Raw genomic sequence first — 12,700 nt, forward strand, 5'->3', positions numbered from 1 at the left:
ACCCTCCCGCAACGCGGGTTGAGTTGTCGCGGGTGACGGGCCCGCGCACCCGCGACAACTCAACCCGGGATGCGGGGCAGGGGCCGGGCGGCGGCGCATCGTCAGCGTCCGGGCGCACTAGGGTGGAGCGCATGTCCGCGACCCCCCTCGGCTTCTGGAAGCTGCCCGCACGCCCCGACGGCGCCGCCCGTCACCTCGCCGTCATCACCGGGGGAGAGGCGCAGCAGACCATGCTCTTCCTCCAGGACGGGCAGTGGTCCATCCTCGCCCTCTTCCAGGACGAGCTGGCCGGCAAGGCCGCCGCCCGCACCCTGGACGCGCTCCTGCAGTCCGTCACCTGTCTGCGCATGGGCGGCCGTGACGTCCTCGACGGCTCCGACACCCCGCGGCCCGGTGTCGAGTGGGCCGGCTACGACCGCGAGTTCGAGGAGGCCGACGTGGCCGAGCAGCGCGACGTCGAGCCGCGCGGCCGGATCTGGATCCTCCCGGCCACGGACGGCGCCTCCGTCGGCCTCAAGCTTCCCGGGCACCGCCGGTACGACGACGCCGTCGCCCAGTTCGCCGACGTCGACGCGGCGCGGGCCGCCGTCGCGGCGATCGACGAGCTGCTGGGCGTCGGCCCGCGCGGCTGAGCCGGCCGGTCCTCACCGGCCCGGGGCCGCGACCGTTCGCCTCCCAGGGTTCACCTGCTGTTCACCCGGCTGCGCCGCCGGGCCCGGCTTCCTCGTCCGCCGCCCGCCCATAATGATGGACAGAGCACAGGCCGCGGCCCGCCGCCGTCGTACCGAGGAGGGGACGGGCGGGCACGGTGACGCACCCAGTGAAGGAGACGGTCCATGGAGCTGCTGCAGCCCGACGCCCCCCGCGAGAACCTCCGCGAGTTCATCGACAAGCTGCGCGACGGCGGCTACACCGTCTCGGACGGTCACACCAACGATCCCGACCTGATCGATCCGCAGGGCCGCGCCGTGGAGACGTGGAAGGAGGACTACCCGTACGAGACGCGCATGACGCGCGAGGAGTACGAGCTGGAGAAGTACCGCCTGCAGATCGAACTGCTCAAGCTGCAGTACTGGGGCGAGGACACCGGCCAGCGCCACATCATCGTCTTCGAGGGCCGCGACGCCGCCGGCAAGGGCGGCACCATCAAGCGCTTCACCGAGCACATGAACCCCCGCACCGCCCGCGTCGTGGCCCTCAACAAGCCCTCGGACCGCGAGCTCGGCCAGTGGTACTTCCAGCGCTACATCCAGCACTTCCCCACGGCGGGCGAGATCGTGCTGTTCGACCGCTCGTGGTACAACCGCGCCGGCGTCGAGCGGGTCATGGGCTTCGCCACGGACGAGCAGTACCGCCGCTTCATGAACCAGGTGCCGCTGTTCGAGAAGATGCTCGTGGACGACGGCATCCACCTCACCAAGTTCTGGTTCTCCGTCACGCAGACCGAGCAGCGCACGCGCTTCGCGATCCGCCAGATCGACCCGGTCCGCCAGTGGAAGCTCTCGCCCATGGACCTCGAGTCCCTGGACCGCTGGGAGGCGTACACGGAGGCCAAGGAGGCCATGTTCCTCCACACGGACACGGACCACGCCCCGTGGATCTCCATCCGCTCCAACGACAAGAAGCGGGCCCGCCTCAACGCGATGCGCTACTTCCTGTCCCAGTTCGAGTACGAGGGCAAGGACCACGAGGTCGTCGGCACCCCGGACCCGCTGATCGTCCGCCGCGGCCGCGACGCCGTGGGGGACTGACCGCGGTCGACGTAGGCTGGGGGGCGGGTCCGTGTCCGGCACGGCCCCGTCCCACCGTCCGAGCCACAGGAGGCCACCCGCGATGACCGAGCAGACCACCACCGTCCCCGTCGGCGCCGCCGACATCGGCGTCACGGGCCTGGCGGTGATGGGCGCGAACCTCGCCCGCAACTTCGCCCGCCACGGCTACACGGTGGCCCTGCACAACCGCAGCCGGGCGCGCACGGACCAGCTCGTGGCCGAGCACGGCGACGAGGGCGCGTTCGTGGCGACGGAGACGCTCGCCGAGCTCGTGCAGTCCCTCGCCGTGCCGCGCCGGGTGCTCATCATGGTCAAGGCGGGCGCCCCCGTGGACGCCGTCATCGACCAGCTCGTCCCCCTGCTGGACGAGGGCGACATCGTCATCGACGCCGGCAACTCCCATTACGAGGACACCCGCCGCCGCGAGGCGGCCCTCGCCGAGAAGGGCCTGCACTTTGTGGGCGTCGGCGTCTCCGGCGGCGAGGAGGGTGCCCTGCACGGCCCGGCGATCATGCCCGGCGGTCCGGAGAAGTCCTACGAGGCCCTCGGCCCGATGCTCGAGAAGATCTCCGCGCAGTTCGAGGGGGAGCCGTGCTGCGCCTGGGTCGGCACGGACGGCGCCGGCCACTACGTGAAGATGGTCCACAACGGCATCGAGTACGCGGACATGCAGGTCATCGGCGAGGCCTACGACCTGCTGCGCCGCGTGGGCGGCCTCGAGCCCGCCGAGCAGGCCGAGGTGTTCACGGCGTGGAACCAGACCGACCTGGCCTCCTACCTCATCGAGATCACGGCCGAGGTGCTCGCCCAGGTGGACGCGGCCACGGGCCGCCCGCTCGTGGACGTGATCGTGGACGAGGCCGGGCAGAAGGGCACCGGCCGCTGGACCGCGATCTCGGGTCTCGACGTCGGCTCCCCGGTGGCCGCGATCGCCGAGTCCGTCTTCGCCCGCTCGCTGTCCTCCCAGCGCGCGGTGCGCGAGGCCGCCCGTGAGACCCTCGCGGCCGGCGTCGACGAGGACGCGCAGCGCGCCCCGCAGGACACGGACGCGTTCGTGGAGGACGTGCGCCAGGCGCTGTTCGCCTCCAAGCTCGTGGCCTACGCGCAGGGCATGGACATGCTCGCCGCCGCCGCCGAGGAGTACGGCTGGTCGCTGGACCTGGGGACCATCGCCTCGCTGTGGCGGGACGGCTGCATCATCCGCGCCGACCTGCTCGACGTGATCATGCAGGCCTTCGGCGGCCGCGACACCTCCCGCCACCCGGCGCCGGGCACCCGCGCCCCCGGCCAGCCGCTCAACCTGCTCTTCGCCCCCGAGTTCGCCCAGGCGATCGCTGAGGCCCTGCCGGCCTGGCGCCGCGTGGTGGGCACCGCCGTCGCCGCGGGCGTGCCGGTCCCGGTGTTCTCCTCGGCCCTGGCGTACTACGACGGCCTGCGGGCCGACCGCCTGCCGGCCGCCCTCGTGCAGGGCCAGCGCGACTACTTCGGCGCCCACACCTACCTGCGCGTCGACCGCGAGGGCTCGTTCCACACGCTGTGGTCCGGTGACCGCACCGAGGTCGACGGCGAGGGCGTGCCCGTGGTCATGCCGCAGCCGACCGAGGGCGACCCCACGCAGGACTGACCCGGCGGGGGCCCGGCCCTCAGATCCAGAGGGCCGGGTCCACGTACTCCGCGGGGTCCACGAGCGGCTTGCCCTCGGCCGGGCCCTTGCGCGGGCGGACGGTGGCCGGCACGCCGGTGGCGATCGCGTCGGCGGGGGTGTCCTTCACGACGACGGCGTTGGCGCCCACCGCCGTCCCCTCCCCGATCTCGACGGGTCCGAGGATCTTGGCGCCGGCCCCCACCACGACGCCGTCGCGCAGCGTGGGGTGCCGCTTCACCTTGGCCAGGGAGCGGCCGCCGAGGGTGACCCCGTGGTACAGCATCACGTCGTCGCCGATCTCCGCGGTCTCGCCGATCACGACGCCCATGCCGTGGTCGATGAAGAACCGGCGACCGATCGAGGCGCCGGGGTGGATCTCGATGCCCGTGGCCGCGCGCGTGACCTGCGAGAGCACGCGGGCGGGCATCTTCAGCCGGTCGTGCCGCCACATCCGGTGCGCGACGCGGTGCGCCCACACGGCGTGCAGACCCGAGTAGACGAGGGCCACCTCGAGGTCACCTCGCGCCGCCGGGTCATGGCTGCGGACGGTCGCGATGTCTTCCTTGATGCGGGAGAACAGTCCCACGGGCGGCCCCTTCGGGTCGGTGCGGTCGGTGAGCGGGCGGCGGTCAGCCGCGGATGTCCTCGAAGAGGGCGGTGGAGATGTAGCGCTCGCCGAAGTCACACACGACGGCGACGATCAGCTTGCCCTCGGACTCGGGCTTGGCGGCCTCCTTGAGGGCGGCCGAGATGATCGCGCCGGTGGAGATGCCGCCGAGGATGCCCTCCTCGGTCCCGAGCCGGCGGGCGGTCTCGATGGACTCCTCGAAGGTGGCCGGGTAGACCTCGTCGTAGAGGTCGGTGTCGAGGATCTCCGGCACGAAGTTCGCGCCGATGCCCTGGATCTTGTGGGGGCCGGCCTGGCCACCGGAGAGGATGGGGGAGTCGGCCGGCTCGACGGCGATGAGCTTCACGTCCGGCTTCTGCTCGCGCAGGTACCGGCCCGCGCCCGTGATGGTGCCGCCGGTGCCGACGCCGGCGATGAACACATCCACGGCGCCCTCGGACGCGTCCCAGATCTCCGGGCCGGTGCCCCTGTAGTGGGCCTGGACGTTGGCCTGGTTCGCGAACTGCTGGGCCCAGATGGAGTTCGGGGTGCTGCGGACGATCTCCTGGGCGCGCTCGAGGGCGCCGCGCATGCCGTCTGCACCGGGGGTCAGCACGATCTCGGCGCCGAACGCCTTGAGCATCACGCGGCGCTCGGTGGACATGGTCTCAGGCATGGTCAGGATCACGCGGTAGCCGCGCGCCGCGCCGACCATGGCCAGGGCGATGCCGGTGTTGCCGGAGGTGCCCTCCACGATGGTGCCGCCGGGGGTCAGCTCGCCGGCCGCCTCCGCGGCGTCGACGATGGCGGTGCCGATGCGGTCCTTCACCGAGTTGGCCGGGTTGTAGAACTCAACCTTCACGGCGACGTCGCCGGGCAGGTCCTGCGCGAGGCGGTTCAGCCGGACCAGGGGCGTGTTGCCGACCGCCTGGGTGATGTCGTCAAGGATGCGGGCCATGGTGATACCTCCGGTGGTGGTGCGCCTCGGGGCGCGGGCGATCTAGTGGGTGTTCCTGCGTCAGGCTATCGAGCCGCGGCGCCGCTCAGGCGTCCACGAGCCACGCGGAGTAGTTCCGGCGCACCTTCGCGAGCTTCGGATCGATGACCACACGGCAGTATCCGTTGGAACGGCGCCGCGCATAGAAGTCCTGGTGAATGTCCTCGGCCGGGTGCCACGCGGACGCCGGCTCGACGCGTGTGACGATGGGGCTGTCATAGTTCGCCTGCGCCCGGGCGATCTCGTCCGCGAAGAACCGGGCCTCGGCCTCGTCGTGGGCGAAGACGGCCGAGCGGTACTGGGTGCCGACGTCGGCCCCCTGGCGGTTCAACGACGTGGGGTCGTGGCCGGTGAAGAACAGGTCCATGATCACCTCGGGCGGCACGACGGCGGCGTCGAAGCGCACACGGACCGCTTCGGCATGGCCGGTGGTCCCGGTGCACACGGACTCGTAGCTCGGGGCGGGGTCGTCGCCTCCGGTGTAGCCGGACTCGACGGCGAGCACGCCCCGCACGCGACGGTAGACGGCGTCGAGGCACCAGAAGCAGCCGCCGGCGAGCGTCAGCTCGCGGACGTCGGCGGGCGCGCCGGAGGCGCCGAGGGGCTCGGTACGGGGGAAGTCGGTCATGGCAGGCACAGCAACGCGGCCCGCGCTTTTCATTCCCGACGACGCCGCCCCGTGCCGTCACCCAGGGCCGCCGGGTCGTGCGTGCCCGGGCCGGGTGGGCCATCATGGCCGGTATGACCGTGTCCCGTCCCGCCGTCCCCACCTCGCCGGAGCATGCCCTGGCCCCGCCGACGCTCGGGCAGGTCCTCGAGGTCGTCCAGGGGCTGTGGCCGCGGGAGCTGGCGGAGCCGTGGGACGCCGTCGGGCCGGTGGCCGGGCGCCCGGAGGCGCCGGTGCGGACCGTCCTGTGGGCGCTGGACCCCGTGCAGGCCGTGGCCGACGAGGCCGTCGCCCGTGGGGCCGACCTCGTGGTCACCCACCACCCGCTCCTGCTGCGCGGGACCTCGTCCGTCGCCGCCGTCGGACACGCCGCCGCCGCCAAGGGCCGCCTGCTGCACACCCTGATCGAGCACCGCATCGCCCTGCTCGCCGCGCACACCAACGCCGACGCCGTCGTGGACGGCGTCTCGGACGTGCTGGCCCGTGCCGTCGGCGTCACCGGAGCGCTCTCGCCCCTGACGGCCTCCGCCGCCGGCACCGGGGCCGAAGGCATCGGCCGGGTGGGCGACCTGCCCGAGGAGACCGACCTGGCCGCCTTCGCCCGGGCCGTGCACGCGGCGCTGCCCGCCACGGCCGGCGGCGTGCGCGTGGCGGGCGACCCCGCCCAGCGCATCCGCCGCGTCGCCGTGTGCGGCGGTGCCGGAGACAGCCTCTTCGACGCGGTCCGCGCGTCCGGCGCGGACGTCTACGTCACCGCCGATCTGCGCCACCACCCGGCCTCGGAGGCCCGGGAGACGGCCGCGCCGGGGGGTGGACGTCCCGCGCTCGTGGACGTCTCGCACTGGGCGAGCGAGTCCCTATGGCTCGAGCACGGCGCCCGCGCCCTGGAGGCCGCCCTGGCGGAGCGGGGACTGGGCGTCACCACCCTGTTCTCAGATCACCGCAGCGACCCCTGGGACTTCCTGGTCGGGGGAGAGCGGGCCGACGAGGGGAGTCACGCATGAGTGAGGTCACCGCACCGCCGGCCGTCCAGGCCCGGCTGCTGGAGCTCCAGGAGCTCGACACGGCCCTGGACCAGGCCCGCGCCGCCGTCCGTCGGCTCAAGGCAGACCCGGAGCACGCCCGGCTGCGCGCCCGCGCGCTGGAACTCGAGGAGGCGCTGCCCGGCCTGCAGGACGCCGCCCGCACCGCCGACCGGGCGGGAGCCGAGGCCACCGAGAAGGCCGCCGCCACCCGCGCCCGTCGGGACCGGACCCGGGAGCGGCTCGAAACGGGCCAGGGCGGGCCCAAGGAGCTGCAGGCCATGCAGCACGAGGACGACACGCTCACCGCACTGCTCGACGACCACGAGGCCGCGGCCCTCGAGGCCATGGAGGCCGCCGACGCCGCCGAGTCCCGGCTCGCGAAGGGCCACGCCGCCCTGGAGCGGGCGCGGGCCGAGGTCGAGGCCCGCGCGGCGGAGGTGCGCCGCGAGGGGCAGGCCGTGACCCAGCGTGGCCGGGACCTCACCCAGCGCCGGGCGGCGTTGGCCGCGGAGTTCCCCGCGTCGTTGCTGGCCCTGTACGAGCAGGCGCGGGAGCGCAACGGCGGCATCGGCGCGGCCCGGCTCGTCGGGAACCGGTCCGCGGCCGCGGGCACGGAGCTGTCGCCCGCGGAGGTCGCGCGCATCCGGGCCCTCCCGCCGGCCGCCGTCGCCCGCTGCCCCGAGTCCGGCGCCATCCTCATCCGGGACTGACCCCGGGCCCCGCCCCCGGCGCGATCAGTAGAGTGGGGGGGGCCGCGTCGGACGGCGCGACCACGGACACGAGGAGGCGCACGGTGAGCGGACGAGTCCTGCAGGTGGAGGCCGACGGCGGGTCGCGGGGCAACCCCGGCGTCGCCGGCTACGGCGCCCTGGTGCGCGACCCGGCCACAGGCGAGATCCTCCGGACCGACGCCGCCCCGCTGGGGAAGGCGTCCAACAACGTGGCCGAGTACTCCGGGCTCGTGGCCGGGCTGCGGATGGCCCGGGACCTCGACCCGGAGGCCCGGGTGCACGTGCTGATGGACTCCAAGCTCGTGGTGGAGCAGATGTCCGGGCGGTGGAAGATCAAGCACGACGACATGCGGCGCCTCGCGGCCGAGGCCCGGTCCGTGCTGCCCCCCGAGCGCGTCAGCTACGAGTGGATCCCGCGCAACCGGAACAAGGACGCCGACCGCCTCTCCAACGAGGCCATGGACGCCGGCGCGCGGGGCGGGCAGTGGGACGCCGGCGCCTCAGAGGTGCCCGTTGCGGCTCCCGCGAAGGCGTCCACGACCTCCGCGTCGGCGGTGGCCGAGTCCGGCCTCGAGGCCGACGCGGACGTCCGGGCCGTGGAGGCGGACGGGCCCGAGGCCGTCGCGTCGCCGGGGGATGCGACCCCGGCGCCCGCGCCCACGGGTTGGCTGCACCACGTGGAGATCTGGGTCGCCGACCTCGCGGCAGCCGAGGCCAGCCTCGGCTGGCTGTTCGGCGAGCTCGGCTACGTGCCGGGCGAGGGGTGGGCCGAGGGCCGGACGTACCAGGGCGCGGGGGAATACCTCGTGCTCGAGGCCGGGCCCGACGTCGCCGCGGGCGCCCACGAGCGCACCCGCCCGGGCCTGAACCACCTGGCCTTCCGGGCCGGGTCGCGCTCCCGCGTGGACGAGCTCACCGCCGCCGCGCGCGGCCGGGGGTTCCGCCTGCTCTTCGAGGACCGCCACCCGCACGCCGGGGGAGCGGACCACTACGCCGCCTACCTCGAGACCGCGGACGGCTTCGAGGTGGAGCTGGTGGCCGTCGAGGACTGAGGCTGCGTCCGGGCAGGGCGCGCCTCGTCCGGGATCACCCCTCGGGCAGGATCACCCGCAGCGTGCCGGGCTTCGCGGCGGACGGCCGGGCCAGCTCGACCTCCCAGCCGGGGCCGTCCCCGGCCCGTGCGACCACGTCCGCCACGCGGTCCAGCGTCGAGGTCTCCCGCGCCCCCGCCTCCAGGAGCGCGCGGGCCACGAGGCCGCGGGTGTGCTTGGCGAAGTGCGAGACGACGGTCCGCTCGCCATCGCGCAGCTGGAACACGTCGACCGCGAGGGTCCGCTCCGCCGGTGCCCGCCACTGGGCCGCGTAGCCGCCGGAGCGGCAGTCGACGACGGGCCCGCCGTCCCGCGCGGCGAGCGCGTCGAGGGCGGGGGTCATCACGGGGCGCCAGTGCGCGGCCAGCCCGGGCAGCCCCGGCAGCCTCGCGCCGACGGGCAGCCGGAAGGCGGGGATCCGGTCCGCCAGCGCGGTGGCGCCGAACAGCGCGGAGAAGACCAGCACGGACGCGCGGGCGCGGCGCTTCGCCGCCGCGGACAGGGAGACGTGGTCGAGCGCATCGAAGAGCACGCCCGTGAACACCCGGTGACCGGGCGCGGCAGGGGCCGAGGCCAGGCGCGTGTTCGCCTCGACCTCGCCGGTGAGCGACGCCCCGACGCCGAGAGCCGCCAGGGCATCCGGGGCGGCCGAGACCGCGGCGAGCCGCGTGAGCAGGTCCGCGCGGGCGCCCGTCACCGCGGCGTCATCGGCCAACGCGAGGGCATCGAGGTCGAGCGGGGCCCCGGAGCGGGGCGCGGTCTTGCCCTCGGAGGGCGGCAGCAGGATCAGCACCGGGCCAGCCTAGCTGTAGGAGGGCATGACGTTGTTGACTCGGGTCGGTGCCAGTGAGGCCGGAGGAGGGGACTGCCGCACCGATAGGTGACAGGTGGGGTCTTATGCCGGGAGGGTCACGGCGGGCTTCATCATGGTCTCGTACTCGATGGGGGTCAACCGCCCGAGACGGGCTTGTCGACGGCGCCGGTGATAGGTGCGCTCGGTCCAGGTGACGATCGCGATCCGTAGCTCATCCCGGGTCGTCCAGGACCGCCTGTCGAGGACGTTCTTCTGCAGCAGGGCGAAGAAGCTCTCCATGGCGGCGTTGTCCCCGGCCGCACCCACTTTGCCCATCGAGCCGACCAAGCCGTGCCGGTTGAGGGCATGGACGAATTTCCGGGATCGAAATTGCGACCCGCGGTCCGAATGAACGATGCAACCGGCCACATCCCCGCGCCGAGCAACGGCGTTCTGCAGTGCCTGGACGGCCAGCCGGGCTTTCATTCGCGAGTCGATGGAGTAGCCGACGATCCGCCCGGAGAAGACGTCTTTGATCGCGCACATGTAGAGCTTGCCCTCGGCGGTCCTGTGCTCGGTGACGTCGGTCAACCACAGCTGGTTTGAACCGCCAGCAGTGAAGTCCCGCTCCACCAGGTCATCGTGCACCGGCGGACCCGGCTTCTTCCCGTTCTTGCCGCGCTTCTTCCCGAACACCGACCACCAGCCGTTGTCCCGGCAGATCCGCCACGCGCTGCGCTCACACATCACCTCGCCGGCTTCCTTGGCCTCATCGACCAGGAAGCGGTAGCCGAACTCCGGATCGTCCTGATGGGCGTCGAACAACGCGTTCGCCCGGTACGCCTCGGCCAGCTCGGCGTCGGTGACAGGGTCCGCCAGCCAGCGGTAGTAGGGCTGGCGGGAGAGCTTGAGCACCCGGCACGTCACCGCGACGGGGATCCCGACGGCGGCGAGCTCCTTCACGAGCGGGTAGAGCCTTTTCCCGGCAGGTTCGCCTGGGACAGGTAGGCCGCCGCCCGTCGTAGGACCTCGTTCTCCTGCTCGAGCAGGCGGATCCGCTTCTTCAGCTCACGGTTCTCGGCCGACTCGGCTTTGGTTGTCCCAGGCTTCGCGCCGTCCTCGACGTCGGCCTGGCGCATCCACTTCGACAGGGTCATCTCATGGATGCCAAAGTCCTTGGCGATCTGCGCGAGCGTCACACCCTCTTCGCGGCTGCGGGCCACGCGCACGACGTCGTCACGGAACTCTTGGGGATAGGGAGCAGGCACAGCAACATCCTTCCAGGCCGCCCTGCGGGCAAGCCAGATCAGGTGTCACCTATTCGTGCGGCAGTCCCGAGCGTCTCCGCAGGAGGTATGAGGCCGATGGTAGTTGTAGTGGTTCACCCACACCTGCAGGGCCTCACGCCGAGCTTGCTCTGAGGAGTACGGGCGGGCGTAGAGGACCTCATCGACCATCAGCCGGTTGTACCGTTCGACCTTCCCGTTATGGCGCGGGGTGTAGGGGCGGATCCGGTGGTGCCGGCCCCCGAGCGAGACCACCTTCCCGGTGAAGTCCACGGCCCGGTAGTTGTTTCCGTTGTCCGTGATCACCCGGTCCACGGTGATGCCGTGGGCGGCGAAGAACGCCCGCGCCCGGCAGTAGAAGCTCACGGTCGTGGCCGCCCGCTCGTCCTCCAACGCTTCGGTGTAGGCCAGCCGGGTGAACCCGTCGATCGCCGAGTGCAGATAGGTGTAGCCGACCCGCCGGCCTGCACCACGCTTGGAAGCACGGCCTGCTTCACTGTCACGTCCGTGAGCACGCCAGCCGCCCCCGTCAGGGATCTTCCCGATCTTCTTCACGTCCAGGTGCACCATGTGCCCCGGCCCTCTCGCGGTGATCTTCTGGGGTCGTTGGCGCAGGTCTTCTCCGGCCGGGGTCAGGTCCCGTAGGCGGGAGATCCCGGCCCGGTGCAGCCACCGTCCCACGGTACGAAGACACACCCGGTGGCCCTCGGAGACGAGGTGGTGATGGATGCGCCGTGCGGACCACTTGCGCTCCCGCCGCAGGGCGTGGATCTGGGCGACCAGGACCGGATCGAGCTGGGCAGGTGAACGGTGCGGCCGGCTGGGCAGGTCCTGAAGGCCGGCTTCTCCCTGGGCGCGGTAGCGGGCGACCCAGGTGGCCACCGTGGGCCGGCTCACCCGGAACTCGGCTGCCACGTGTGCCTGCGGGATCCCGTCGTGCAGGTGGCGGTGGACCATCCTGAGACGGCCAGTGGGGGTCAGGGGTGCGTTAGCGTGAGTCATGAGTGGGTCTCTTCTGGCAGGTGGGTTGTTGAGGAACTTCCATCCTGCGGGGCGGGGCCCACTCGTCTCATCTCAGCCCGGTACCCATGTCAAGAACCTCATGACCCACAACACCTAGCCAGGCGCCCCCGGACCGACGCGCGGACGGGCCGGGCCGACGTCGTCGTCCGGACCTGGCACAGTGGTGGGGTCCGCACAGCCGCCCCGCATCCCAGGAGTCGCCCGATGACCGCCATGAACGTGTTCGGTGTGGTGTACCCGTTCGTCCTGCTCGTGATCGCGGCCGCCGTGTGGCTCGGGATCCGCTCCAGCGGGCGGGAGCGCACGCACGCCTCCGCTCTGGAGCAGCGCCTGCGGGAGCACACCTTCACGGGGCAGGACCGCGTGACGCTGGAATGGCCGCGGGACCGGCGACGCCCGAGCCTGGCGAAGGTCGTCTCGATCGGCGAGTCGTACGGGTACCGCCTGCTGGACAAGCGGGAGCGCGAGCACGTGGTGGAGCTCGAGTTCGAACGGATCCTCGACGACGAGGGGTTCTGACCCCAGCCGGGGGCCGTGAGGTGGGACGGACCGGCTGTAAGCCGGGTTCTGTGCCTCGCGCGCGTTGCCCCGCGCGAGGTGACGGCCATCCATCTGGGCCCGCCATCGCTGACGGGCTCGAGCGGCCAACCCGGACGCTGGGGCGAGCAGCCCTCGTGACGCGTCCTGTTCGGCCTTGCACCGGATGGGGTTTACCGAGCCGGCCCCGTCACCGGGGCCGCTGGTGGTCTCTTACACCACCCTTTCACCCTTACCGCCGCGCACACGGCGCGGAGGCGGTCTTCTCTCTGTGGCACTGGCCCGCGGGTCGCCCCGGGTGGATGTTGTCCACCATCCTGCTCTGCGGTGCCCGGACTTTCCTCGCACCCCCGCAGGGGCACGCGGCCGTCCGCCGATCCGTCCCGACCCACCAGTCTACGCCCCGCCGAGACCGCGGGGCCGCTCCGGACGTGTCCTCACCTAGAATGGAGGCGCCCGCCGACAACGAGGTCGGGGGATGGGGCCTGCCCAGGACGGCCCCGCCAGGTTTCAAGGAAGGACTCCC

Annotated in this window: 13 protein-coding genes and 1 other RNA gene; 7 read left to right on the forward strand and 7 right to left on the reverse strand. The window is 72.7% G+C overall.

What is annotated here, in order from left to right; genetic code table 11:
* Positions 1–131: 131 nt before the first annotated feature.
* From AC0VX2_RS04530 to gndA, 3 genes are all read left to right on the forward strand, one after another.
* Complete coding sequence (locus tag AC0VX2_RS04530) at positions 132–632, forward strand: hypothetical protein (protein WP_144820211.1); 501 nt, start codon at positions 132–134, stop codon at positions 630–632.
* Positions 633–836: 204 nt separating this feature from the next.
* On the forward strand, positions 837–1,751 hold the full coding sequence (gene ppk2 / locus AC0VX2_RS04535; RefSeq protein WP_036340172.1) for a polyphosphate kinase 2: 915 nt from the start codon (positions 837–839) through the stop codon (positions 1,749–1,751).
* 82 nt (positions 1,752–1,833) lie between these two features.
* Complete coding sequence (gene gndA / locus AC0VX2_RS04540) at positions 1,834–3,396, forward strand: NADP-dependent phosphogluconate dehydrogenase (RefSeq protein ID WP_145950770.1); 1,563 nt, start codon at positions 1,834–1,836, stop codon at positions 3,394–3,396.
* 19 nt (positions 3,397–3,415) lie between these two features.
* Here gndA and epsC read toward each other — a convergent pair whose 3' ends face one another.
* The 3 genes from epsC to msrA form a co-directional block, all read right to left on the reverse strand.
* Positions 3,416–4,003, reverse strand: coding sequence for a serine O-acetyltransferase EpsC (gene epsC, locus AC0VX2_RS04545; protein ID WP_020624780.1), 588 nt, complete (start codon positions 4,001–4,003; stop codon positions 3,416–3,418).
* Between the two features lie 43 nt (positions 4,004–4,046).
* Positions 4,047–4,982: a cysteine synthase A gene (cysK, locus tag AC0VX2_RS04550; RefSeq protein ID WP_251393379.1), complete on the reverse strand. Its 936-nt coding sequence runs from the start codon at positions 4,980–4,982 to the stop codon at positions 4,047–4,049.
* Positions 4,983–5,067: 85 nt separating this feature from the next.
* Positions 5,068–5,649, reverse strand: a complete 582-nt coding sequence (gene msrA, locus AC0VX2_RS04555) for a peptide-methionine (S)-S-oxide reductase MsrA (protein ID WP_044659125.1) — start codon at positions 5,647–5,649, stop codon at positions 5,068–5,070.
* 113 nt (positions 5,650–5,762) lie between these two features.
* Between msrA and AC0VX2_RS04560 the strand changes: the two genes are divergently transcribed.
* The 3 genes from AC0VX2_RS04560 (at position 5,763) to AC0VX2_RS04570 (ending at position 8,496) form a co-directional block, all read left to right on the forward strand.
* Entirely contained in the window at positions 5,763–6,692 is a 930-nt protein-coding gene (locus AC0VX2_RS04560; protein ID WP_251393380.1) for a Nif3-like dinuclear metal center hexameric protein, read from the forward strand.
* Positions 6,689–7,423 (forward strand): zinc ribbon domain-containing protein, encoded by a 735-nt coding sequence (locus tag AC0VX2_RS04565; protein ID WP_044659123.1) that lies wholly within the window; start codon positions 6,689–6,691, stop codon positions 7,421–7,423. Before AC0VX2_RS04560 ends, AC0VX2_RS04565 begins: the two co-directional genes overlap by 4 nt.
* A gap of 83 nt (positions 7,424–7,506) precedes the next feature.
* A complete protein-coding gene (locus AC0VX2_RS04570) occupies positions 7,507–8,496 on the forward strand; it encodes a reverse transcriptase-like protein (RefSeq protein ID WP_475432714.1) in 990 nt (329 codons plus the stop codon).
* 34 nt (positions 8,497–8,530) lie between these two features.
* Here the strand turns inward: AC0VX2_RS04570 and AC0VX2_RS04575 are convergent, their stop codons facing one another.
* The 3 genes from AC0VX2_RS04575 to AC0VX2_RS04585 form a co-directional block, all read right to left on the reverse strand.
* The gene (locus AC0VX2_RS04575) at positions 8,531–9,328 is read right to left on the reverse strand and encodes a YaaA family protein (protein ID WP_044659121.1); all 798 of its coding nucleotides are present in this window, start codon (positions 9,326–9,328) and stop codon (positions 8,531–8,533) included.
* 102 nt (positions 9,329–9,430) lie between these two features.
* A protein-coding gene (locus AC0VX2_RS04580; RefSeq protein WP_113914520.1) for an IS3 family transposase occupies positions 9,431–10,596 on the reverse strand; the annotation gives its coding sequence in 2 pieces (ribosomal slippage) (positions 9,431–10,309 and positions 10,312–10,596; 1,164 coding nt in all).
* A 45-nt stretch (positions 10,597–10,641) separates the two neighbouring features.
* On the reverse strand, positions 10,642–11,616 hold the full coding sequence (locus AC0VX2_RS04585) for an IS481 family transposase (RefSeq protein WP_251393381.1): 975 nt from the start codon (positions 11,614–11,616) through the stop codon (positions 10,642–10,644).
* 225 nt (positions 11,617–11,841) lie between these two features.
* Between AC0VX2_RS04585 and AC0VX2_RS04590 the strand changes: the two genes are divergently transcribed.
* On the forward strand, positions 11,842–12,156 hold the full coding sequence (locus AC0VX2_RS04590) for a hypothetical protein (protein ID WP_012750836.1): 315 nt from the start codon (positions 11,842–11,844) through the stop codon (positions 12,154–12,156).
* Positions 12,157–12,177: 21 nt separating this feature from the next.
* Here AC0VX2_RS04590 and rnpB read toward each other — a convergent pair.
* Positions 12,178–12,556: RNase P RNA component class A (gene rnpB, locus AC0VX2_RS04595), an RNA gene on the reverse strand.
* Between the last annotated feature and the right edge of the window lie 144 nt (positions 12,557–12,700).

This window comes from Micrococcus sp. iso_239 (assembly GCF_056173395.1).